The sequence below is a fragment of the Snodgrassella sp. ESL0304 genome (assembly GCF_013344995.1).
In the GTDB taxonomy this organism is placed as follows: Bacteria; Pseudomonadota; Gammaproteobacteria; order Burkholderiales; family Neisseriaceae; genus Snodgrassella; species Snodgrassella alvi.
Window position 1 is genome coordinate 181,742 of the sequence record NZ_JAAEDR010000013.1, and the last position, 24,038, is coordinate 205,779.

General features: G+C 39.4%; 24 protein-coding genes and 1 tRNA gene. 11 read left to right on the plus strand and 14 right to left on the minus strand.

The window, feature by feature from the left end; genetic code table 11:
* Nucleotides 1-168: 168 nt before the first annotated feature.
* The gene (gene thiE, locus GYX91_RS06570; protein ID WP_174830297.1) at nt 169-795 is read right to left on the minus strand and encodes a thiamine phosphate synthase; all 627 of its coding nucleotides are present in this window, start codon (nt 793-795) and stop codon (nt 169-171) included.
* A gap of 117 nt (nt 796-912) precedes the next feature.
* Here thiE and GYX91_RS06575 point away from each other — a divergent pair, with 117 nt between their 5' ends.
* The gene (locus tag GYX91_RS06575) at nt 913-2,508 is read left to right on the plus strand and encodes an inorganic phosphate transporter (RefSeq protein ID WP_025330956.1); all 1,596 of its coding nucleotides are present in this window, start codon (nt 913-915) and stop codon (nt 2,506-2,508) included.
* Nucleotides 2,509-2,809: 301 nt separating this feature from the next.
* Nucleotides 2,810-3,787 (plus strand): bile acid:sodium symporter family protein, encoded by a 978-nt coding sequence (locus tag GYX91_RS06580; protein ID WP_025330957.1) that lies wholly within the window; start codon nt 2,810-2,812, stop codon nt 3,785-3,787.
* 289 nt (nt 3,788-4,076) lie between these two features.
* Here GYX91_RS06580 and GYX91_RS06585 read toward each other — a convergent pair.
* Nucleotides 4,077-4,152, minus strand: a tRNA-Thr gene (locus GYX91_RS06585).
* Between the two features lie 569 nt (nt 4,153-4,721).
* On the opposite strand from GYX91_RS06585, the gene GYX91_RS06590 reads away from it, so the two are divergent.
* Together GYX91_RS06590 and GYX91_RS06595 are read left to right on the plus strand one after the other, a co-directional pair.
* Complete coding sequence (locus tag GYX91_RS06590; protein ID WP_174830298.1) at nt 4,722-5,237, plus strand: RNA polymerase sigma factor; 516 nt, start codon at nt 4,722-4,724, stop codon at nt 5,235-5,237.
* Between the two features lie 100 nt (nt 5,238-5,337).
* A complete protein-coding gene (locus GYX91_RS06595; protein WP_084562332.1) occupies nt 5,338-5,670 on the plus strand; it encodes a carboxymuconolactone decarboxylase family protein in 333 nt (110 codons plus the stop codon).
* A 166-nt stretch (nt 5,671-5,836) separates the two neighbouring features.
* Here the strand turns inward: GYX91_RS06595 and GYX91_RS06600 are convergent, their stop codons facing one another.
* Nucleotides 5,837-6,817 (minus strand): hypothetical protein, encoded by a 981-nt coding sequence (locus GYX91_RS06600; RefSeq protein WP_174830299.1) that lies wholly within the window; start codon nt 6,815-6,817, stop codon nt 5,837-5,839.
* 97 nt (nt 6,818-6,914) lie between these two features.
* Here GYX91_RS06600 and GYX91_RS06605 point away from each other — a divergent pair, with 97 nt between their 5' ends.
* Nucleotides 6,915-7,166, plus strand: coding sequence for a hypothetical protein (locus tag GYX91_RS06605; RefSeq protein WP_078474237.1), 252 nt, complete (start codon nt 6,915-6,917; stop codon nt 7,164-7,166).
* Between the two features lie 77 nt (nt 7,167-7,243).
* On the opposite strand, the gene GYX91_RS06610 is transcribed toward GYX91_RS06605, so the two are convergent.
* Complete coding sequence (locus GYX91_RS06610) at nt 7,244-8,899, minus strand: electron transfer flavoprotein-ubiquinone oxidoreductase (protein WP_174830300.1); 1,656 nt, start codon at nt 8,897-8,899, stop codon at nt 7,244-7,246.
* A 1,059-nt stretch (nt 8,900-9,958) separates the two neighbouring features.
* Between GYX91_RS06610 and GYX91_RS06615 the strand changes: the two genes are divergently transcribed.
* Nucleotides 9,959-10,174 carry a hypothetical protein gene (locus GYX91_RS06615; RefSeq protein ID WP_025330962.1) on the plus strand — a complete coding sequence of 72 codons (216 nt, stop codon included), beginning with the start codon at nt 9,959-9,961 and terminating at the stop codon, nt 10,172-10,174.
* Between the two features lie 109 nt (nt 10,175-10,283).
* Here the strand turns inward: GYX91_RS06615 and GYX91_RS06620 are convergent, their stop codons facing one another.
* The 10 genes from GYX91_RS06620 to gshA form a co-directional block, all read right to left on the minus strand.
* A complete protein-coding gene (locus tag GYX91_RS06620; protein ID WP_025330963.1) occupies nt 10,284-10,838 on the minus strand; it encodes a hypothetical protein in 555 nt (184 codons plus the stop codon).
* On the minus strand, nt 10,838-11,491 hold the full coding sequence (locus tag GYX91_RS06625; RefSeq protein ID WP_174830301.1) for a DUF484 family protein: 654 nt from the start codon (nt 11,489-11,491) through the stop codon (nt 10,838-10,840). Before GYX91_RS06625 ends, GYX91_RS06620 begins: the two co-directional genes overlap by 1 nt.
* Nucleotides 11,488-12,345, minus strand: a complete 858-nt coding sequence (gene dapF / locus GYX91_RS06630) for a diaminopimelate epimerase (RefSeq protein ID WP_174830303.1) — start codon at nt 12,343-12,345, stop codon at nt 11,488-11,490. The genes GYX91_RS06625 and dapF overlap by 4 nt, the downstream gene beginning before the upstream one ends.
* 294 nt (nt 12,346-12,639) lie before the next feature.
* Entirely contained in the window at nt 12,640-13,557 is a 918-nt protein-coding gene (locus GYX91_RS06635) for a LysR family transcriptional regulator (RefSeq protein WP_084553453.1), read from the minus strand.
* A 27-nt stretch (nt 13,558-13,584) separates the two neighbouring features.
* Nucleotides 13,585-14,517, minus strand: coding sequence for a DMT family transporter (locus tag GYX91_RS06640; protein ID WP_174830305.1), 933 nt, complete (start codon nt 14,515-14,517; stop codon nt 13,585-13,587).
* Between the two features lie 162 nt (nt 14,518-14,679).
* The gene (locus GYX91_RS06645; protein ID WP_084548018.1) at nt 14,680-15,606 is read right to left on the minus strand and encodes an AEC family transporter; all 927 of its coding nucleotides are present in this window, start codon (nt 15,604-15,606) and stop codon (nt 14,680-14,682) included.
* Nucleotides 15,607-15,753: 147 nt separating this feature from the next.
* The gene (locus GYX91_RS06650; RefSeq protein WP_174830307.1) at nt 15,754-16,161 is read right to left on the minus strand and encodes a diacylglycerol kinase; all 408 of its coding nucleotides are present in this window, start codon (nt 16,159-16,161) and stop codon (nt 15,754-15,756) included.
* A gap of 50 nt (nt 16,162-16,211) precedes the next feature.
* The gene (gene gshB, locus GYX91_RS06655) at nt 16,212-17,183 is read right to left on the minus strand and encodes a glutathione synthase (RefSeq protein ID WP_174830309.1); all 972 of its coding nucleotides are present in this window, start codon (nt 17,181-17,183) and stop codon (nt 16,212-16,214) included.
* A 70-nt stretch (nt 17,184-17,253) separates the two neighbouring features.
* Nucleotides 17,254-18,264 carry a tryptophan--tRNA ligase gene (trpS, locus tag GYX91_RS06660; RefSeq protein WP_174830311.1) on the minus strand — a complete coding sequence of 337 codons (1,011 nt, stop codon included), beginning with the start codon at nt 18,262-18,264 and terminating at the stop codon, nt 17,254-17,256.
* Nucleotides 18,265-18,359: 95 nt separating this feature from the next.
* The gene (gshA, locus tag GYX91_RS06665; protein WP_174830313.1) at nt 18,360-19,718 is read right to left on the minus strand and encodes a glutamate--cysteine ligase; all 1,359 of its coding nucleotides are present in this window, start codon (nt 19,716-19,718) and stop codon (nt 18,360-18,362) included.
* A gap of 607 nt (nt 19,719-20,325) precedes the next feature.
* Here gshA and leuC point away from each other — a divergent pair.
* The 5 genes from leuC to leuB all read left to right on the plus strand — a co-directional run bounded on the left by leuC (nt 20,326) and on the right by leuB (nt 23,982).
* Nucleotides 20,326-21,732, plus strand: a complete 1,407-nt coding sequence (gene leuC / locus GYX91_RS06670) for a 3-isopropylmalate dehydratase large subunit (protein WP_084548021.1) — start codon at nt 20,326-20,328, stop codon at nt 21,730-21,732.
* A gap of 95 nt (nt 21,733-21,827) precedes the next feature.
* Nucleotides 21,828-21,953, plus strand: coding sequence for an entericidin A/B family lipoprotein (locus GYX91_RS06675; RefSeq protein WP_078474712.1), 126 nt, complete (start codon nt 21,828-21,830; stop codon nt 21,951-21,953).
* An 18-nt stretch (nt 21,954-21,971) separates the two neighbouring features.
* Entirely contained in the window at nt 21,972-22,112 is a 141-nt protein-coding gene (locus tag GYX91_RS06680) for an entericidin A/B family lipoprotein (RefSeq protein ID WP_051506459.1), read from the plus strand.
* A gap of 66 nt (nt 22,113-22,178) precedes the next feature.
* On the plus strand, nt 22,179-22,820 hold the full coding sequence (leuD, locus tag GYX91_RS06685; protein ID WP_174830315.1) for a 3-isopropylmalate dehydratase small subunit: 642 nt from the start codon (nt 22,179-22,181) through the stop codon (nt 22,818-22,820).
* 91 nt (nt 22,821-22,911) lie between these two features.
* The gene (gene leuB / locus GYX91_RS06690; protein WP_037392326.1) at nt 22,912-23,982 is read left to right on the plus strand and encodes a 3-isopropylmalate dehydrogenase; all 1,071 of its coding nucleotides are present in this window, start codon (nt 22,912-22,914) and stop codon (nt 23,980-23,982) included.
* Nucleotides 23,983-24,038 lie beyond the last annotated feature (56 nt).

Below are 24,038 nucleotides of genomic sequence, written 5' to 3' on the forward strand. Positions count from 1 at the left end.
CGAGTATAGCCTATATCTTCTGCTTGTTAGCAATTTCACCAGTTATATACTTTACTGACATCAGGCATTACCTCTGCAACAGACCTGATGCAGCGATTATCTGTGCTTAACCTAATCCCCTGCTCACCCTGATAAAACTACTTTAGTTTACAAAATACTGGTAAATCTTTATTTATTCCAAAGCGCCTGAAAGTCTTTTACTACTTTTTCAGGATCAGCTGATTCAGTAACAGCACGAACTACAGCCAGAGAGCTTACGCCGGTAGCCAGTACATCGCGTGCATTATTTAAATCAATTCCACCAATAGCAACTGTAGGTGTATTTCCGGCTTGAATCACGTATTGCTTTAATTTGTCCAGTCCCTGAGGTTCAGTAGGCATAGTTTTGGTTGTAGTAGGAAAAATTGCCCCGCAGGCTACATAGCTTGGCTTTACTGCTAATGCTTTACTCAGTTCTGCTGGCGAATGTGTACTTACCCCCAGCCTTAAGCCTGAACTCTGAATCATTACTAAATCAGCACTATCCAGATCTTCCTGTCCTAGGTGCACCCCATACGCACCGCAATCTACGGCTTCCCACCAGAAATCATTGATAAATAGTTGTGTAGGTGTATCTTTTGCATAAGCGACACTGCGTTGAATTTCACGGTACAATGCTGAACCAATCAGAGTTTTATTACGCAGCTGCACAGTATTGGCCCCTGCATCGACCATCCGCGCTACCCAATCTGCAGTAGGAACAACAGTATAGAATTTCAGCGGAGCAACTATAGGTAAAAACGAATTTGCATACATAAAATATTCCTTTTGAAATAAAAATCTTTATAATGATAGTTTTTTCACGCAGCACTGCATACACACAATAATGTTTGCAGATGTCTGTACTGAATTTTCCACTTTTACAAATATATTATGGCCTCAGACGCATCCTCTGTTCGCTCTCCCCTGATCACCCGGGTTAATTATACTTTTGCTGCATTATTATTCGGCACAATTGCATACTTTATTTATTGGGGGCTTGGATATACCAACCATCATTCTCCATTATTATTTGTTATTGCCACTCTGTTTGGCGCCTTCATGGCATTTAACATCGGTGGCAATGACGTTGCCAACTCCTTTGGTACCAGTGTAGGCGCCGGAACCCTTACAATACCGCAGGCATTGGGTATAGCGGCTGTTTTTGAGGTTTCTGGTGCGGTTATTGCCGGCGGCGAAGTAACAAAAACAATTCGTCACGGCATTATAGACCTTGGTGCCATGCATTTAACACCTTCACAATGCATTAATGTCATGCTGGCAGCATTACTGGCGGCGGCAATCTGGTTGTTAATTGCTTCCAAAAAAGGTTTACCGGTTTCAACAACACACTCGCTGATAGGTGGACTGGTGGGTGGCGGATTGTGTCTAGGCTATTTGATAACGGGTAATGGCAGCGCTTTGGATTTAATTCAATGGAACAAAATGGGAGAAATTGGTCTGTCCTGGGTTATCTCACCTGTTTTAGGAGGTGCATTTTCTTATATCCTGTTCAGCCAGATAAAAAAGCATGTACTGGACTACAATGACCGGATGGTTATAGCTTTAAAAGAAATTAAGCAGGAAAAAAAAGCATATAAAGAAAAACACAAAATCTGGTTTGAAAAGCTAAGTGAAACCGAGAAAATTCGCATTTCCTCTGCTATAGCCCGTGATGCCGAAAATTACAGTGATCCTGATTATAGCGTCGAAGAGCTCGAATCAGATTACTATAAAGGTTTGGCAGATATCGAAAGCCGTAAAAATAACATCGACGCATTTAAGGCACTGCATAGCTGGGTACCCTTAATTTCAGCCTGTGGCGGCATGATGATTACCGCTATGATGTTATTTAAAGGGCTGACTAATCTGCACCTTGGTTTATCTGTGATTACCAATTTCCTGTTAATCATCATGATTGGCGCATTAATCTGGATGGCCACATTCATTTACGCCAAAACCTTAAGGCGCAAAGATTTAAGCAAATCAACCTTTCTGATGTTCAGCTGGATGCAGGTATTTACTGCTGCCGGCTTTGCTTTTAGTCACGGCGCTAATGATATTTCCAATGCAGTTGGCCCGTTTGCCGCCATTATGGATATTATCCGTACCGGTGATATTGGTATAGATGCCAATGCCATGATTCCGGCTCCAGTGATGATAACATTTGGTGTGGCACTGATTGTTGGTTTATGGTTTATCGGCAAAGAAGTCATCCAGACTGTTGGTACCAATCTGGCCAAAATGCATCCTGCATCCGGCTTTACAGCAGAGCTTTCCTCTGCAGCTATTGTAATGCTGGCGACACTGATGGGGCTACCGGTATCCAGTACACATATTCTGGTTGGTGCCGTTCTGGGTATCGGACTGGTTAATCGTAATGCCAACTGGAAATTGATGAAACCAATTGCACTGGCCTGGGTGATTACCCTGCCCTCTGCTGCAGTTTTATCTGTATTGATATTTTTGGGACTCAACTCATTTTTTTAAATTAACAATTATCTTAATGAAACCGGATAAGTATGTTTATCTGGTTTTATTATGATTAAAGCGATTGTGTAATGTAAATTTTCCCGGATTTTATAGAATAAATTTAACTCTGTTTTGAATGACACTACAAATAGTCGTTATTAAATTTCATTTAATACTTTTTTCCAGATTTCTTAAATTTAAAAAGTAATTTTAAAATCAAATTAAATTTTTTAACTTAATCACCGGCTGTTTTTTATTCAACCATTTAAGCTAAAATGATGACTTTTGTCACAAACTCAGCACAAACTGGTTGTTGCCAATGAATAACCTGCTTAAAAAATTTTATATAGATCCCTTTTTGCTGGCAATGTTAACGGTTGTAGGTACAGCTACTGTTTTACCTTGTCAGGGCAGCACAAAAACATTTTTTAGTTATCTGACCACAGTTGCCATTGCCTTACTATTTTTTATGCATGGTGCAAAGCTGTCACGGCAGGCGATTACAGAAGGTATCAGACACTGGCGATTACATTTAGTTGTATTTTGCAGCACATTTATTTTATTTCCGCTAATCGGTTTAGGTTTGCGTATACTGGTTCCCCACTGGCTCTCTCCCGAACTGTATCTGGGCTTTCTGTATTTGTGCGCATTACCGGCTACAGTACAGTCCGCAATTGCTTTTACTTCTGTTGCCGGCGGAAATGTTGCAGCAGCAGTATGCAGTGCATCTGCTTCCAGTATTCTGGGCGTTTTCCTGTCACCTGTACTGGTTGGTCTAATGATGCCCACCAGTGGCAACAGCGTGGACACAACAGCTGCTATCGAATCGATTTTATTACAGCTAATGCTGCCGTTCGTTTTAGGCCATCTGGCCAGACCATTAATTGCAAATTGGATTCATAAACATAAAGTATGGATAAACCGGACTGATCGCGGTTCGATTCTTTTAGTCGTTTATGTAGCATTCAGTGATGCTGTTGTTGAAGGACTATGGCACAAAGTTAATCTAGGCTCAATTGGTATGATTGTGATTCTGAGTCTGTTGATTCTGTTTCTGGTTATCAGCATTAATACACTGGTTGCCCGTTCATTGGGCTTTAACCGTGCTGATGAAATTACTATTGTATTTTGCGGCTCTAAGAAAAGTCTGGCAAATGGCGTACCCATGGCCAATGTACTCTTTCCTGCCAGCATAGTAGGCATTATGTTATTACCACTGATGATTTTTCATCAGTTACAACTAATGATCTGTGCAGTACTGGCGCAACGCTATGCACGTTTGAATAAAACGGAATAGATTACCTTCGAGTTTAGGTTTTATTTCTAATAAAGCTTGCTATTTGTTTTTTATAATATCTGCATCATAGTGCCAGAAATAAGATTTGCTGGCACTTAATCTATTTGCATCAAATCGCTCAATAATGCTGCAAATATCGTATTTACTTGATTTTGATACAATGGCATAAATCAAAAATATAGATATACTATAAGCTGAACAATTAGGTTTAAAAGTAGCTGCTGTGAATAGACTGGTAGTCACGAGTTAGGGATAAAATAATTGTAACTAATTGATTTATTTTATCTTATGGTGCCAGTAATAGGAATCGAACCTACGACCTTCGCGTTACGAGTGCGCTGCTCTACCAACTGAGCTATACTGGCTTCCGATTAAGAATACTCTGAATGGCACGCAGTATAGCATAATCGCTCTATACTCACCATTGCTATCCAATTTTATTTATTTGTTAATATAATAGTTTTGACCATAAATATAATATCTGTTTAATTGAGCCCCAAGTTATTTCTGCGCTTTATACCTGAAATTTTTAATGGGGCTTTTAATAATTGAATTGAATATTAAAAATATTCAGATTTTATCTAAAATAATTTATATTTTATTTTCTTCTTCGAGATTAATTTTTGTATCTCAATAAATTAATAAAAGATTTAAAAATTGATATTAGCCGCATTTCGGTCAAACCACATAATCAATTATCTTCTCTCAGATTTATTTTTAATCAGATATTTATAAAAAAATTTTAATAATCAATGTTCATTCAATATTAGATTTTTCCAATTCAGTCTGAATAATAAACTTCGTTCTAAAAATTTAATCAAAATTTTTGAATCCATTCTGTATATTTAGCACTCTATACAGATATGTTGATAAAAATAGATATTTATTCAGGCTTATTCAGCATTAATTTTAAGCAGGATACAGTGGATAAAAAATGAAACAAAACAGAGAGCAACTCATTAAATGTGCCTGTCTGAGTGATGCACATGCACTTAATCAGTTATTGTTAGTATGTCAACCTGACATCAGAAGATTTGCCAGACGAACTTGTTCCACAACAGAAGATGTTGAAGATGCTGTGCAATTCACATTATGGCAGTTACATAAAAAAATCGGTACGCTGAAAACTATCTCTTCTTTTACAAGTTGGTTATTTCGAATTATAGAACGAGAATGTTATCGTTTATTTAAAGTCAGACAATCCAAAAACATTGAAGCCCGGGCAGATATTGATAAGCTGTCTGCATCTTCTACAGATATCGATCTTAAAATAGATCTAACTAATGCAATTATTTCTTTACCTTTGATTTACCGGCAGGTGTTGATTTTGCGAGATATTCAGAAGTACTCCACGCCGGAAGTAGCTGAAAAGCTTGGCATCACAGTTGAAGCAGTTAAAAGTCGCTTACACCGTGCCAGATTAATGGTAAAAGAAAAAATTAATTTATAAAAAATTTAAATTCAATAATTTATAGACAACATAATAGCTTTGTTCTTTTCGTAGAGAATTTATCAGGAATGTTAGTTTTAAGTTTAAACTGGGAGATAAAATGACTAATCAATATCAATCAAGCAATGATTTTAAATACACTGCTGCATTATTAAAATATGCACCCGAAGAAACACAGGCATTTATAGATTTTGACCATAAAACCATCAAACGCAGAGAAGGAAATATTCCGATAAAAACAAGAGAGTTAATTGCTTTAGCTGTAGCACTCACTACACAATGCGCATATTGTATTGATGTTCATATTAAAGGAGCAAAACAAGCAGGAGTAAGTGAAGAAGAATTAGCAGAATTAATTTCAATTTCAGCTTCTGTAAAAGCAGGCGCAACCATGGCACATGGTTTGCTGGCAATGCGTTTATTTGAGCAATAAAATAGTTGATTTAGTAAAACAGTAATAAATACTTATGTATATACTTTGTAGGTGCAATTCTTTAAATTTTCTGGATTTCTAACTACTTTATTAAACTGAGTACACTTGAATGGCTAGTGTACTCAGTTGCATTATCGATAAATATTACATTAAAGCAAGGCCTGATTTAGCGTTGTTTTTTCTTAAAATTATTCATAACCTGTGTCAGATTATGCTGCAATACATCCTCTACTGCTCCGGGTACTTCGGCCATTAATTCACGCTGTAATGTGGTCACCAGACCAGCTGTATGCTTTTGTACGGCAACACGAACCATACCTGCTAATACATCAGTAAGATGCGGACGTAATTTTTCAGTTAACTGTTGCAGTAAAGCCTGCTCGGAAATACAGGTTACTGCCCTGTTAGCTGTACCTCGCGGTTCTATGACATGCATATGTACATGAATGATTGGCTGGCCATTATCGCTGGTAGCAGAAAGCTCATCTTCTGTTTTCTGCCGGCTTACTTCTGTTGGTATAACAGTAGACTGTTTGCCTTTTAGCTGGATAGTACAGCTTGAAGGTAGATTTTCATCAACAGGAGCGCTTTGTAAACAGTTTTGTGCGGCCAGCCAGTCTTCCTGAATAAGCAAGGCTGTATCATTTAATGCAGATTCCTGCTTTTGCGCTTCTAGTGTACTTTGCTGCTGCCATTGTTTCAGATAAGCCCGATAAACCCGCTCACGCTGTACTGGATCAAGTAAAACTTCAGCAGGCTGGGATGTGGATACCGTTTTCGGCTCTGGCTCAGTTTGTCTGTTACGATTTTTTATCGTATTGGTAACTATCGGAGGCACATTGAAATCATGCGAACGTCTTCTGGTTTTAGGTATAGATAACGGCGGTGCATCTGATATGACTTCTTCCTGACGGTTTGACCGGCTATCTTGCTTTTTTTTGTGCTGGCGCAACTGCTCAAGACTTCGCTCCCATTCGGGCATAGTCTCTGTAGCCATTTTTGCAGGGCTGACAGTTGGATTAGCGACAGATTGCTGTTCAGGCAGATCATCACTCAAAGTAAAAACAAATTGATTTTGTTGTTCATACTGATTTTTCACCATGCCCCCACTTCCGATCAGTCCGGTATATTTTAACTGGCTGTGCATATTTTTATGTAAGCCATAGCTGAGTAATTATAGCAACTTTTATAGGTGAAAATGCTAAAATAAACTACATAGTGTTCAATTAAATTAGGAATAACACATGAGTACCATTGAACAGCGAATAGAGTTTCTGGAAGAAAGCAACGAGGCTCTGATTATGCAAAACCGGGTGCTGGCCACCGCAATTAAAGGTCTGCTGCGTGCGCTGCCTGCAGACATAGCTGAGTTGGCTACTGAATCCATACGCGCGGCTTTTGATAATGAAATTGCGGAATTACAGTATGAGGAAAATCCGCAAGTAGAATTATTTCACGATGCCACTTATGCATTTTTTCACGAACGTGAACATTAAACCTAAACAGGCTGGCAATAGTATAATTGCCAGCCTGTTTAATTAAATAGATTCAGTTAAAATAAATTATTATTTTCTTACATCTCTGCATAATTGGGTCCGCTTCCACCCTCAGGACAAACCCAGTTAATATTCTGTTCAGGGTCTTTAATATCACAGGTTTTGCAATGCACGCAGTTTTGCGCATTAATCTGTAAATGCGGTTCACCGGCCTGATCTACAATTTCATAAACACCAGCCGGACAATAGCGTGTTTCCGGACTGCCATATTCACGATAATTGACAGATATCGCCAGCTCAGGATTATTCAATTTTAAATGTACGGGTTGATTCTCATCATGGCTGATACTGGCAAGATAAACACTACTCGTACGGTCAAAGGTTAATTTACCATCGGCTTTGGGATAATCAATAGGCCGGCATTCTTGTGCTTTTCGTAAAGATGCATAATCCGGACTTTGATGACGTAGCGTCCACGGTGCCTTACCTCTGAAAATATATTCTTCAAGTCCGCTATAGGCCAGACCGCCAAACAGCCCCCATTTAAATGACGGCCGGATGTTTCGTACTTTATGTAACTCATGATACAGCCAGCTGTCTCGAAACAATTCACTATATTTCACTGCTTCAGTATTACTATCATCACTGACATGTTCCTCTTTTAATACATCAGCAATAGCTTCTGCTGCCAGCATACCTGACTTCATTGCCGCATGAATGCCTTTGATTCGGGGAACATTCAGAAAACCGGCAGTATCACCGACAAGCACGCCACCCGGAAAAGTCAGTTTAGGTAAACTTTGCAATCCACCTTCGCTTAATGCACGTGCCCCATAAGCAATACGGGTACCACCCTCAAGCACCTCACGGATAGCCGGATGGGTTTTATAGCGCTGCATTTCAGAAAATGGTGACATATACGGATTCTGATAATCCAGTCCGATCACAAACCCGACAGCAACTTTGTTATCATTTAAGTGATAAAGAAATGAACCACCATAAGTTTTCCGGTCTAGCGGCCAGCCAATTGAATGAATGACTGTGCCCGGTTTGGATTTTTCTGGGGCAACAGACCACAATTCTTTGATACCGATTCCATAAGTCTGATTCTGACAATTTTTATCCAGCTGAAACTGCCGAATTAAAGCTTTGGTAAGCGAGCCTCGACATCCTTCAGCAAATATAGTTTGTTTTGCCAGTAACGCTATACCCTGCTGATAATTACTTCCCGGTTGTCCGTCTTTATTCAGTCCCATATCACCGGTAGCAATTCCGCGTACGGAACCATCAGGATGATAAAGAACTTCTGCAGCTGCAAAACCGGGATAAATCTCTACTCCCATTTCCTCAGCCTGCTGTGCCAGCCAGCGACAAAACAACCCCAGACTAATAATATAATTACCATGATTATTAAAGCTGGACGGAGTAAGTAAACGATAAGCTTTTTTTTCAGTCAGAAACAGCAGCCGGTCTTCTTTAACTGCACAGGTTAAAGGTGCGCCTTTTTCTTGCCAGTTTTCAATCAGTTCAGATAATGAACGCGGGTCAATGACGGCTCCCGAAAGAATATGCGCCCCCACTTCAGAACCTTTATCGACAATGCATACACTAATGTCACGTTGCTCTTTAGCTGCAAGTTGCTTTAATCGTATGGAAGCAGCTAATCCAGACGGTCCGGCACCAACAATCACTACATCATAATGCATGCTTTCACGTTCTATGGATTCTGTCATGGTCGATTTCCTGCATTGAAACAATGATAACTAAATCTACGGCAGACATAAACAATATACATATACCGTATAATAAAAACTGGCATTATATCGAACAATGACTAGATATATCGACTACACTGATTAACGAATTTATATCTTAATTTAGTAATCAAGCAGACAAAATATTATATATAGAATTAATTTCGAACCCATTTGATCAAATAATAAATTATTGATGAAAGCAGGTAAATTAAACTTACTCGTAGTTACCTCTAACTTATAAAAGTATTTAATGTAAATTTTGTTTATTTGAAAACCGTTTTTCACTCTACTTAAAAAGTTCAAACGACTTACATCTTTACTACCAATTAATACTTCACAATAAAAACCGTAAAAACTATAAATATAACAGCAAGAAATTAATCAGCACTTCAAGCCTTCAAGAAGGAATCAAAATATATCTGTTATCAGATATGCTTTTCAACAATCTATATAAATTATCCATCGTAGAATTACAGTCACAACGATATTAATAATTTATATTTAAATAAAAAAATATAAATATTATATAGTTATGTATAAATTAAACCCATCAGTAAAATATAGCTGATTTTTTCTATTGCTTTTCATCAAATATCACCACTGTTAGTAAACGCTAATCAGATATTGAGTATATAAAACAACAAACATGTAAATTTGTTGTAAAAAAGCAACTGTTTCGATTATTAATAATTTAAGCACATAATTACTTTTTAATAACAATATTGTTGCTTAATATTTATTTTTATTAAAATTTATCAATACTTTATATTTTAAATTACAACACCTTTCCATGGGCGCGGGTAGAAGTAAATACACTATCAATCCATGTTTTCGACTATATACATGTATCAAAGAAACTACTTATTTAACGAAAATACACACTTGGCTGATTGCATTAGTTTGCAAGGCGGGGCATAATTCGCTTTGCACAAGTTATGCGCACTATAGCTATTTATTGACGAATGATATAGTGTGCAAAAACTGGATTTCCATCACTAAAGTAATACTTTTTGATACAAGTTAAGGTACATAATCATGAAAAAATCTTTATTAGTTGCTGCAGCTCTGATGTCTTTGTTCTTGGCTGCCTGCAATGATAAAAATGAAACTCCGGCTGCATCTGCTGCATCTGAAGTTTCTGCTCCTGCTACAGCTTCTGAAGCAGCTCCGGCTTCTGAACCAGCTCCAGCTCCGGCATCTGAAGTTTCTGCTCCTGCTGTAGCTTCTGAAGCTTCTGCTGCTTCTAACTAAGCACAAAAAATCAAAAAAGCCAGACTGGAAAGTCTGGCTTTTTTGTTGTTTAATCGTATCGAGCAATATAATAAAATTATTCAAGCAATCTGTATTGATTAAAACTTTTTTACAGTTTGCCTCTGAAACTCATCATTAAATATAACAACTGTTCAAATAAACAGAAAAATAATACAGTTCGTACACTCCAGAGAGGTTTTTCAGTTTCTGTACTGCGTAAAAATAGCAGAAGCATTATTATCCACTGACTTCCTATCCAGAAAACCGGTTGCCAGACAAACATCTGGAATAAAGTGACCAGTAATGGAATTTGCAGGATAACATTTTTCACTAAGCATAATACCAAAACCAAACAAACAACCAAGGCACTAAACTGCAACCAGCCACCATACAGCAACGCAGTTAAATATGCACTTTGTTTCAGCTGATCGCGCCGATGCAGAGCAAAACATGAACCGAGTAAGATATACACTGGCATCAAATACAGATTTAGTGGCTTAAATAAATCAGCAATACCCGGTAATATCAGGCTACTCATTGCGGCCAGAATTATCCAGAGTACCAGTGAAACAACCAGCCAGCCATAAATACGGTATTTATAGCATTGCCAGACAAATACTCCTGTATATACCAATACAACTGCATAACTGATTAACGTACCCATTAACGCACCAGTTTCAGCAAACGTGCAAGCACAGCCGCCATATTATCAGCTATAGCAGCAACCCATTCAGTAGACATATCAGGGGAAAAATGTACTTCATCTTCATGCCCAATTACCAGAATAGCCAGCGTCTGTTCTTTCCAGCGTAAAGGTAATTGCAAAAAGCTTTCCAGTCGCGGTTGTTCAGGCAATAATTCCAGTAAAGCAGCAACCGGTAAAGCGCCACAAGCAGGAGCAGTTAATTTTTTACCAATAACCTTAAATTTCTCATTCACATGTAAATTTACAGGTACACGAACATTTTTAGGAATATCTGCAGTGATGATTAGTGCATGATAAGGTAAAGTAAATTCATTGTTTAATCCATCACTGATGGCTCGCTGCCATTGTGCCAGAGTATTGACGATAAGCAGACGCTGAGTAAACGCCATGAATTTGGCCATTAATGTATGGTTAGCATCAGCATCACCCAGCATTTGAATAAGCTGTGAGGCCATTTTTTCAGTTTTTTGCTGCATTACCTGCATTTTGCCCTGTTGAAATGACAATATTTTGCTTTCAATCGGGCGCAGATTAAATTCAGCAGCATGTTCGTATAACCACTGTGGCTGTGCATGTAAAAATTTTAGTACTTCAGCTTCCTTAATACTCATAAGTAATTTATCTCTCCTTCAAATACAGTCTCTGCCGGGCCGGTCATCCAGACATGCGCATCAGGTTTCTGCTGCCAGCTTATTGATAGCTGCCCGCCAGGTAAATTTACTTGTACCGGTTTATCATCACCTAGTAAGCCCAGACTGATTCCGGCTACAACCGCAGCACAGGCACCGGTACCGCAAGCCTGTGTTTCTCCGACACCTCGTTCAAACACACGCAAATAAATCTCTCGTGGCGCTTTTATCTGCATAAATCCGACATTAACCCGCTGAGGAAACTGTCTGTGACTTTCGATGGCTGCACCAAGCCGGTGCACGGGCGCATGATTAATATCTTCTACAACTATCACTGCATGCGGATTACCCATATTGATACAGGTCACACTAACAGTATCAGTTCCGACAACCAGTTCATGGCTGATACTCTTGGCATCATTTTCATCAATAGCCGCAAACGGAATCTGTTCCGGTGCAAACAACGGTATACCCATATCCACTGTTACCAGCCCATCTTCATTCAATCGCGGCACAATTATTCCACCGGCAGTTTCTACCACAATCTGTTTTTTGCTGGTTAATCCTTTATCATAAACAAAACGGGCGAAGCAGCGTGCACCATTACCACATTGCTCTACTTCGGAGCCATCTGCATTAAAAATACGATAACGAAAATCAGCGTTCGGTGTCTGCGGTGCTTCAATCAGCAGAAGCTGATCAAATCCCACCCCTGTATGGCGCTGAGCCCATGCAGCGATTGGTGCTGTATCCGGATAAAATTTCTGGCTAATTCCGTCTATCACCATGAAATCATTACCCAAACCATGCATTTTAGTAAATTTTAGTTTAGTCATATGCCATTCAGTCTGTCATCACAACTGGTTTAAGCAGCTATGATACCGATTTATCACCGTAACGATAAGTTCTGCACTGAACTAATTAGCAAATATCTTTATCCGGAAAAAATACAATTATCTTGAAAACAGGCGTTAATGATCACTAAACCAGCTATTTTATTTACAATTAACCCAAATAGTCCGATTATTTTGCCGGCAAGAGAAAACAGCAGCAAAAGATTTTGTCAATTTATCAAACAGAACCTATCCAGATAAATAAATCTGTTTATATAAATTATGCAGAAAAACTGATTATTTTATTTGTTTACTGAAATAATCAATAAAAACCCGTAGTTTTGCCGAATTTTTATTGCTTTGCGGATAAAGAAAACAAAACTCCCATTGATTATCCTGAGAACATTCCGGTAATATTTCGACCAGCTTGCCGGATTGTAACTCTTCCTGAACAGCAAATCGAAAAAGCTGAACAATACCATTGCCATTAATGGCCAGAAATTTTGTTGCCAGCATACTGTCAAATACGTGTATCTGATCAGTTCCATTACTGTGTGCTGTGCTTTTATCTATATATTTCCATGAAAATTTTTTATTATTCTGGCTGATACTGAAATTGATACACTTATGATTTTGAATATCAGCCGGTTCATATATTATATTATTCTCAGACAAATATTCAGGACTGGCAAACAAACCGGATGTGGCACAATATAATTTCCTTTTAACTAAAAATGGTTCCAGTCTGGTATCCGGCTGAATCAGTCTTACAGCAATATCATAAGTTTCCGTTACAAAGTCAATATTGCGGTTTGTTACATGAAAGTCAAGCTTAAGCTGCGGATACTGTGCACAAAAGCATTTTACATAAGGTATTATTTTATAATTAAAAAAAGTTTCCGGAACGCTTATTTTCAATTTACCGGAAATTGCCTCTTTGTTTACTTTCAGTGCCTTTTCGGTACTGATTAATGACTCCAGAACTTCAGTACATTTTGTATAATAAATTCGTCCTTCTGGCGTTAATTTTGTTTTACGGGTATTGCGACTAAATAATTCAACCCCTATTCTTTCCTCAAGCCGCTTAATTGAACGACTGACTGCTGCCGGGGTAATATTCAGATATTGTGCAGCTGTAGAAAAATTTTCATTTTCAGCAGCCGTCAAAAACAATTCAAGACTAGCTATATGCATGCTTTTTAAACGTTTTTTCATTCTGATAATGCTTTAAATCATTTGAATCTAATCATTAGTCTGTTGATTATTTCGCATAAAAATATTATTTAGCACCAACGCGACCAAAGTTATAGCCATACCGCACATTTCCACTACAGAAATTTTATGCCCCTGAAAAATTCCGATAACAGACGAAATAACCGGTACCAGATTAACAAACAAAATACCATTAACTGCACCCAGACCTTTAATACCGGCATTCCAGCTAATGATAACCAGCGCAGTGATAATCAGTATAAAAATATCTAGTCTGCTTGCTAATATGGCTTTCATTTCCGGTCTGCCGGCATATCCCAGCAAAGTCGCAATCATAGTTATTGCTATGATGGTTAACATTCCTAATGAAGAGCTCAGAGCGGTTATACGCAATGCACTCCAATCATATTTTGAAATCATCGTATTGGCAAAATAAGTATATATTACCCAGCAAACAGTTGCTGTGAGTAATAATATGTCGCCGATAAAACTTGATGAGGCAAGTAAATGGTTAAAATTTCCATCGGTAATCACCAGAACAATGCCAGTAAAAGCCAATAGCATGCAGATGATTGTGCGAAAATCCGGCAAAATGCGATGAATTATTGAAAATAAAATCAGGGATAATAAAGGCATTAAAGCCAGAATAATCGTTGCATGTTCGGCTGATGAGAATCCTATACCGATAAATGTAAAAAAATTCAATCCGGCAAAACCGACGCTACCGAAAAACCAAAGCTGCAAAGTTTTATTTTCTGTCCGAAAACTCTGTTTTCCTTCCTGAATAATCAATACCAGACTAACCAGCAGGGCACCAGGCACATAGCGAATACAGGTAAGATAATAACCATCAATACCAGAAGAAACAGCATGTTTTGAGGCAGGATACATAATTCCCCAGCCTGCAACCGTGATTAATAAATACAAGATACTTTGATAATTTTGCAGCTGACTGACTTTCATATCATTAAACCTGATTCAGTATTAAATTTTTTATTTTTATAGCAGTTCTCAGGTAAAAGTGCATTACAGCAGCCGTAATAACAGTTATTACATCAGGTAATAACTGTTATTAAATACAGATATCTCAACCAGAAGCATTTGTAAGAATTTTATTTATATTATTTATAAATGCATAACTGGGGGCTGAACCAGCATCAGAACAACAGGCAAAGTAATTAAACTTAAAACCGTGCTGATAAAGGTAGCTGTAGATACAAGCTGTGGTCTGGTATTGAACTGGACAGCCAGTAATGTAGTGTTAGCCGCGGTAGGCATTGCCGCCAGCACTATAAGCACTTTTTTAGCCATTAGATCTATTGGCATAAAATATACAAGCAGCATTGCCCACAGAGGTGAAATCAGTAATCGGATAACCAGCGCAAAACTGATTTTGGCTGTTTCAATCTGCCTGATATGCAATGTAGCCAGCTGCATGCCCAGAATCAGCATAATTACCGGAATAGATGAATCCCCGATCATACCCACTGCCAGCATAATTTCCTTACTTAAAGGAATATGCAGTAATTGAAATATTAATCCGAACAATGCGCCATAAATAATCGGCATTCGTAAGACTTTTTTCAGTACGGTATTCTGGCTAATACCATCAACATCGCTACTGCCTTTAGCTGCATAATAAGTGCCGATGGTGCTCATAATAAATTGCTGTAATACCATCAGAATAACAGCAATATCAAAACCGGCACTACCAAAAAATACCAGAATTACCGGAGTGCCATAATTACCGTTATTCATAAAGCATGAAGCCAGAATCAGAGCACAATTATCCTGATTTTTATAATGACAAAATGCCGACCAGAGATAAACCAGTATAATCAGCCCGACACACAATGCCAGAACATAAAAAGCATAATAAACATAAGCACTAGTTAGCGGGTGATTATAGAAAGTTTTGAAAGCCAGAAAGGGAGACAGAATATACAAAGACATTTTTGATAAACCGGCAATATCAAATTTCAATGTCTTCTGAGCGATAAAACCCGTGACGAAAATACCAAATACCGGTAATAAAATCAGCAAAAAATGCATTATCTGCCCTTTCCTTCTCAGTATATCTGCCAGATATGTATATATTCTGCTATATGAAGAAAATGTAAATAGTTTGGCAATATTTTTCAGAATCAGGCTGTCATTATTATGTAATTATTCTGCCCTTATCCTAAATTTAATTGTGACTTAAAACCAGTTTACAAAATAGTCACTCCACAATGCCATTGACCATAATACAGCCAGCAATAGCATGGTTAACAATTGAGCGGCTGAAGCCGTATCTTTGGCTCGCTTTGCCAGAGGATGCTTTTCCAGCGAAGTATGATCTACTGCAGCTTCAATAGCAGTATTAAATAATTCCACAATCCAGCTTAAAAACGATGCCATGATTAATACCATTCGTGTCAGGCTACCAAAATCCAGCACAAATACAAGTACAATCAATACGCTATTTAATGCCAGCAGCTGGCGAAAAGCCGATTCACTGCAAGCTGCCTTCAAACCCGCCAGAGAATAACCATAGGCATTGAATATACGGCGCAAGCCCTTTTTACCTTTAATCGATGTTGCAAACGATTGATTATTTTCAGGCATGATCAGATATTATCCTTGTTATATTGAATTTTTAACTGAGTTTTTAAGTATCAAACCGGAGAGCCATATAAGCGGGCGGCTTCTTCCACTGCATCAGCAAAAAGTGCCGGTACATTACAATCAGTCTGACTGGTAATTTCCTGAAAACCTGTCGGGCTGGTTACATTAATTTCAGTGAGGTAATCACCAATAACATCTAGGCCGGCAAGTAAAATCCCTCTGCGTACCAGTTCCGGAGCAAGTGTTTCTGCAATCTGCTGATCTCGTTGACTCAATGGCTGAGCCACACCCTTTCCTCCGGCAGCCAGATTTCCGCGCGTTTCACCATGCTGCGGAATACGAGCCAACGCATACGGAACGACTTTTCCACCAATAACCAATATACGTTTATCACCATGCACAATTTCCGGAATATAACGTTGTGCCATGATAGTTCGACTATCCAGATGCATCAGCATTTCCAGAATACTGCCGATATTGGGATCACTTAGCGTCAGACGAAAGATACCCATTCCTCCCATACCATCCAGAGGCTTAATAATAATGTCATGATGCCGGGTTAAAAATTCACGTATGTCTGCAGCGCGGGTAGTAACCAGTGTTGGTGCGGTAAGCTCAGTAAAATTCAGAATAGCCAGTTTTTCATTAAAATCACGCATAGACTGACCACTGTTATATACATGCGCACCCTGAGTAGAAGCCAGTGTCAGCAAATGAGTAGCGTACAGATACTGCATATCAAAAGGCGGATCTGTACGCATGATTACTGCATCAAAACTATTTAAGGGATATTGCTGCTGAGATAAAACATTAAACCATGCATGGTCATATTTATCTTTTGCTTCAATAAAATCAAATTCATCTGCCTTTGCTGTCACATACTCATTTTGCACACTCAAGTTACCGGCTAAGGTGTGAAACAGTTTCCAGCCCCGCTGAGACATTTCGCGCATCATGGCATAAGTCGTATCTTTATAAGTCTTGAAACTCGCCATCGGATCTGCAATAAATAAGATTTTCATTGAATTTACCTGTTAGAATTTTTATCCGGCCAGGATAAAATTATTCCCGTCCGGATAATTACCACGTTATTTATTTGAGTGAGCGGATACCCACAGCTTCACGTACAGCTTCCAGCAAAGGTTTTGCTGTCTGACGTGCTTTTACTGCTCCAGCCTGCAAAATATCCTCAATTAAGGATGGTTGTGCGTTAAGCTGCTCGAAACGTTCACGTTTTTCAGCCAGTTCTTCATTAATTTTTGCAGCCAGAATTTTTTTAGCCTCACCCCAGGCCAGCCCGTCAGCCAGCATCTGAGTAAACTGTAAAGTTTCTGCCGGAGTCGCAAATGCCTTATAAATATCAAACAGCGGACTTTCATCCGGTTGTTTGGCTTCACCGGGTTCTTTCAGATTGGTAACAATTTTATTAACAGCTTTCTGCAACTTTTTCTCAGACTCAAACAATGGAATGGTATTGCCATAACTTTTGCTCATTTTCCGGCCGTCCAGCCCTACCAGAGTTTCAACGTTGTCATCAATTTCAGCTTCCGGTAACGTAAATAACGGTTTATAACGATGATTAAATCGACCGGCAATATCGCGCGCCATTTCAAGATGCTGAATCTGATCACGTCCTACCGGTACTTTATCCGCATTAAACATCAGTATATCCGCGCTCATCAGCATCGGATAACAGAACAGCCCCATTTCAACTCCGTGATCCGGATCTTCCTGCCCTTTTTCTGCATTTTCCTGTACCGCAGCTTTATAGGCATGTGCCCGGTTCATCAAACCTTTGGCTGTATTACAGGTAAGTATCCAGTTCAATTCCATTACTTCAGGAATATCCGTCTGACGGTAAAAAGTTGTCCGTTCCGGATCAAGACCGCAGGCAAGCCAGGTTGCTGCTACTGCTTTGGTAGATTCATGTACTTTTTCAGGTTCATGACATTTAATCAGCGCATGATAATCAGATAAAAACAGAAAAGATTCTACTTCTGAGTTCATACTTGCTTGTATTGCCGGACGAATTGCTCCAACATAATTACCCAGGTGCGGAATTCCGCTTGGCGTTACACCAGTTAAAACACGAATTTTTTTCATTATAAACACTTACTTTAAAAATAAATTTTTATTAATACTGAGGCCGGTTTTCATACTTTTAACATTCAGCAAATCATATAATCGATCCGGATAAATTAAACCGCCGGTTCAGACATATTTTCCAACTCAATAGCTGCAGCCAGAAGAGACAGTCTGGCCAGCACTCCGTAAACATATAAGCGGATACTTTCACAATCTCTGGCCTGAGTAACATTTTCTGTTTGTGGTATGCCCAGCTGTTCCCATGGTTTAAATTCCCGTTTACTGGCTGCTTCTTCAGCACTCTGAGTATCCAGAGAAGCAATATTGCATTGTAATGGTACAAAATGCATACCAACTGCATTCAGATTTTCATCTGGTCCGCGATCCTGATGTACCCGGTAAAAACCACCAATGACAAACCGGTCCATCATATATACCACTGGCTCGGCTGTTGCCCCATTCAGGGTTTCATAAGTATAAATTCCTTCCTGTACAATTACTTCGCTTACTTCCAGGCCCTCTTTGATTTTAGCCATTTTATTGCGTTTTTTACGATTTAAACCGCGTACTTCTTCAGCAGAATGCACACTCATGACACCCATACCATAAGTACCGGCATCGGCTTTAACAATAACAAATGGTTTATCCTGAATACCTAATTCATCGTATTTGTGCTGAATACGCTGCAATAATCTTTCTACAGTTTCAGCCAGCCGGTTTTCTCCTTCATGACTGGTAAAATCCAGACCACTGCATACTTCGAAGTAAGGGTTAATTGTCCACTCATCTATACCTACTAATTGTGCAAACTCAGAAGCTACCTGATTATAGGCCTGAAAATGTGTACTTTTACGCCTTGTAGTCCACCCAGCTTTTAACGGAGGCAATAATGTTTGCTCCAGACCCTGCAATATTTCCGGCACACCGCCAGATAAATCATTATTCAGGAGAATCATGCAAGGGGTGAAACCGTCGGCCAGCTGTAAAAGATTGCCCTGTCGCTGTACAGGTTCCAACGTAATGTGGTCACCCAGCGCTGTTTCCAGTATAGTAATCTCTGTAATCTCAGGATTCAGGGTTCCGATACGAACATCTAATCCGACATGGCGCAAGATAGAATACAGCGCATAGACATTTTGTAAATAAAAAGTGTTGCGCGTATGATTTTCGGGAATCAGTAAAACTGATTGTGCATCAGCACAGGCACGTTCTACGGCATCCTGTGCTGCTACTGATGCCAGCGGAAGAAAAACGGGATTCAGATTATTAAATCCGCCCGGAAACAGATTCATATCTATGCTGGCTAATTTATATCCGCTGTTACGAATATCCACAGAACCGTAAAAAGGAGCGTGGTGATGTCGCCATTGAGCACGAAACCATGATTCAATCTGTGTTTGACTGGCTAAAATTGCACGTTCAAAATCCTGCAATTCTTCACGATGCGCTGAGGCTACATCAGGTAAACTCATATTTCATTCCTTTCTACATTCATACCCAGCATTTTTGCTGCACATGCGGTATTCTATATAATTTTGCCGGTTCAGAGGGTATTCTTTTTAAGTTTGGCTGAACTAAAGGTTTTATTTTCTGACAGATTCAAGCAGGCAGCCATAAATATAAACCAAACCAGTCACAAGAATATAACACAATGAAAATATTAATTTTTTAATATAAAAATTTAGATATCGACAGATAAACTATCCTTTGTACATACTTTTTTCTGATTACTACCGAATATATAAACACATTTTATTAAGTTAACACAGATATCCAGATAAAAGCATCGCTTACTATTATTTGAAAAAGTACCAGCCAGCTTGAAACCAATAACTTCTAATCTTTATAAAACAGCAACTATTATCTATAGTCTTCACCATACATGATTCAGATTAACCAGCTTAAATCAAATGATTTATAGAGAATTCAAACAGGCAAATTAGACATTTAGTCTAAAATATTCGATAATTTTGCTTATTTTAGTCCAAAATTTTATTTTTTAGACAAAATACTTGTAAAACCACCTTAACAGTATTAAGATGCATCACACATAAAACATAACAAAACAAAGCTACTACAATGAATGCACAAACCTTATATGAAAAACTGTGGAATAGCCATATTGTCCAAGAACAGGCTGATGGTACAGTTTTACTTTATATTGACCGCCATCTTGTACATGAAGTAACCAGTCCGCAGGCTTTTGAGGGACTGAAACTTGCTCACCGTCCTCTCTGGCGTGAACAAAGCATTGTGGCCACTGCTGACCATAACACACCGACCGATCACTGGGACGAAGGAATTACTGACCCGATATCCAAACTTCAGGTCAATACACTGGATAAAAATATTCGCGAATTCGGTGTAGAGAAATATTATCCGTTTAAAAATATCAATCAGGGTATTGTTCATGTTGTCGGACCTGAACAGGGAGCAACTTTACCCGGGATGACTGTAGTATGCGGTGATTCACACACCTCTACACATGGTGCATTCGGGGCGCTTGCTCATGGTATTGGCACATCAGAAGTAGAGCACGTGATGGCAACACAGTGTATTACTGCGAAAAAATCAAAAACCATGCTGATTAAAATCGACGGTGCCCTCAAAACAGGTATCACAGCCAAAGATATTGCTTTATATATTATCGGGCAAATTGGTACAGCCGGCGGTACAGGCTATGCAATTGAATTTGGCGGCGAAACTATACGTAATCTTTCTATGGAAGGTCGCATGACCTTATGCAACATGGCCATTGAGGCAGGTGCCCGCTCCGGTTTGGTTGCCGTCGACCAGACAACTATTGATTACATTAAAAACCGTCATTTTGCACCTCAGGGTGAGCTGTGGGATCAGGCTGTCAGCTACTGGCACACTTTGGTATCCGATGAAGGCGCACATTTTGATAAAACCTACCACTTTAATGCTGCTGATATAGAACCACAGGTAACATGGGGAACATCACCCGAAATGGTGATTGCAGTCAATCAGCAAGTACCAGACCCTGCTGCAGAAACTGATCCGGTTAAACGGGAAGGTATGCAGCGCGCATTACAATATATGGGATTAACAGCCGGTACCCCAGTTAACGAGATTCCGGTTGATGTTGTTTTTATTGGTTCCTGTACAAACGGACGAATTGAAGACCTACGCATTGCTGCCAGTGTCGCAGAAGGACATCACAAAGCAGATAATGTAAAAAGGGTATTGATTGTACCCGGTTCCGGTCTGGTTAAGCAGCAGGCAGAAGCAGAAGGACTGGATAAAATCTTTACAGCAGCCGGATTTGAGTGGCGTGAACCAGGTTGCTCAATGTGTCTGGCCATGAATGCAGACCGTTTACAGCCGCAGGAGCGCTGTGCCTCAACGTCTAACCGGAATTTTGAAGGCAGACAGGGCAACGGCGGACGTACTCATCTGGTTAGTCCGGCGATGGCAGCGGCTGCTGCCATTACCGGACATTTTACCGATGTGCGACAGATATAAAGTGAATAACTTGCAGTTTTAATCCAGCAAGTGCATGATAAGCATGTAGTTCTGATTGAATTTGTTAATATTTATCTTTGTTGAAGGAGTACGGTATGAAAAAAATGTTGTTAATTGCTGCAATGGTTATGGCCGTAGTTACTGGTTGCCACACAATTCACGGCGTGGGACAGGATGTCAAAGCTGGTGGTCAACATTTATCCAATGCTGCCAACAGATAACAATACAAGGATAAGATCATGAAAAAATTAATGCTTTTAAGTCTTGCTATTGTTGGTTTTCTGGCCGGTTGTCATACTGTTTCCGGTGTAGGCCGCGATATTTCTGCCGGCGGTCAGGCTGTAAGTAATGCTTCTGACAACGTACGCTCAGAAATGTAACTGCATGCAAGCCCGCAAGGGCTTGCATAAAATTCAATCATAAACTATAAAATACTGAAATACCGCATGAAATCTTTTACCACTCTTACTGCACTCGTAGCGCCTCTTGACCGCGCTAATGTAGATACTGATGCAATCATTCCCAAACAATTTCTTAAATCCATTAAACGCAGCGGCTTCGGGCCGAATGCATTTGATGAATGGCGTTATCTGGATCATGGTGAGCCAGGTATGGATAACAGTAAACGTCCGCTAAATCCAGACTTTGTGCTTAATCAGCCACGTTATCAGGGCGCGCATATTCTGCTCACACGGAAAAACTTCGGTTGCGGCTCCAGCCGTGAGCACGCTCCCTGGGCTCTGGATGATTATGGATTCCGTGCCATTATTGCACCTTCTTTTGCTGATATCTTTTTCAATAACTGCTACAAAAATGGTTTATTACCTATCGTTCTGCCTGAAGAAACTGTTGATCTCCTATTTCACGATGTGACAGCTCATGAAGGTTATCAGCTAAATATTAATCTGCCGGAACAAACTGTTAACACGCCAGACGGAAAACATTATCATTTTGAGATTACTGAACACCGCAAACACTGTCTGCTTAACGGTCTGGATGAAATCGGACTGACATTACAACATGCTGATGCTATCAAAGCATATGAAAATAAACATAAGCAACAACAACCATGGCTGTATCAGCTCTGACTGAATCAGAAATTTTCAATCATTTATAATCTGAAAAACTAACTGATAACTCAAAATTATCAGTCATTAATCGATAAGCAGAAAGAATAAAATGAGCAAACATATTGCTATTCTTCCCGGTGACGGTATCGGACCGGAAATCATCGGACAAACTGTACGCGTTCTGGACAAACTGATTGCAGAGGGGCTGGATGCAGATTATCAGTATGCACCATTGGGAGGAGCAGCCTATGATGAATACGGACATCCCTACCCTGAATTTACTCAGAATATCTGTCGTCAGGCAGATGCAGTATTGCTTGGCGCAGTTGGCGGCCCTCAATACGATAAACTGGAACGTTCGTTACGTCCCGAACGCGGTCTGCTAGCCATACGCAAAGACCTCAATCTTTTTGGCAATCTGCGTCCGGCAATTCTCTATCCAGAGCTGGCCAATGCTTCTACATTAAAACCGGAAGTAGTTTCCGGACTGAATATTCTTATCGTGCGTGAATTAACCGGCGATATTTATTTTGGTGAACCGCGCGGAATTCATACACTAGCTAACGGTGAACGCGAAGGTATCAACACCATGCGTTACAGTGAGAGTGAAATTCGCCGTATCGGTAAAATTGCGTTTGAAGCAGCACAAAAACGCAACAAAAAACTTTGTTCCGTCGATAAAGCCAATGTATTGGAAACAACAGAATTATGGCGTGAAATCATTACAGAAATGAGTAAAGATTATCCTGATGTCAGCGTTAGCCATATGTACGTAGACAACGCCGCCATGCAACTGGTAAAAGCACCTAAGCAGTTTGACGTTATCGTAACAGGCAATATCTTTGGTGATATTCTTTCTGATCAGGCTTCAATGCTTTCCGGCTCTATTGGTATGCTGCCCTCCGCTTCTCTCAATGAAACCGGTAAGGGCATGTATGAACCCTCACATGGTTCTGCTCCTGATATTGCCGGTCAGAATCTGGCTAATCCACTGGCTACTATACTTTCTTTAGCGATGCTTTTACGTTACAGCCTGAATAACGAAGATGCAGCTCAGCGAATCGAAGCAGCTGTAGGCAAAGTGCTGGCACAAGGTTTGCGGACAAGTGATATATTTGAAGAAGGTTGTACGCGTATTTCATGCAGCCAGATGGGTGATGCCGTACTTGCTGCGTTATAAGATAATTGCACATTATCATTAAATTACGTATATTGAACTTAACAGAGAATTTATAT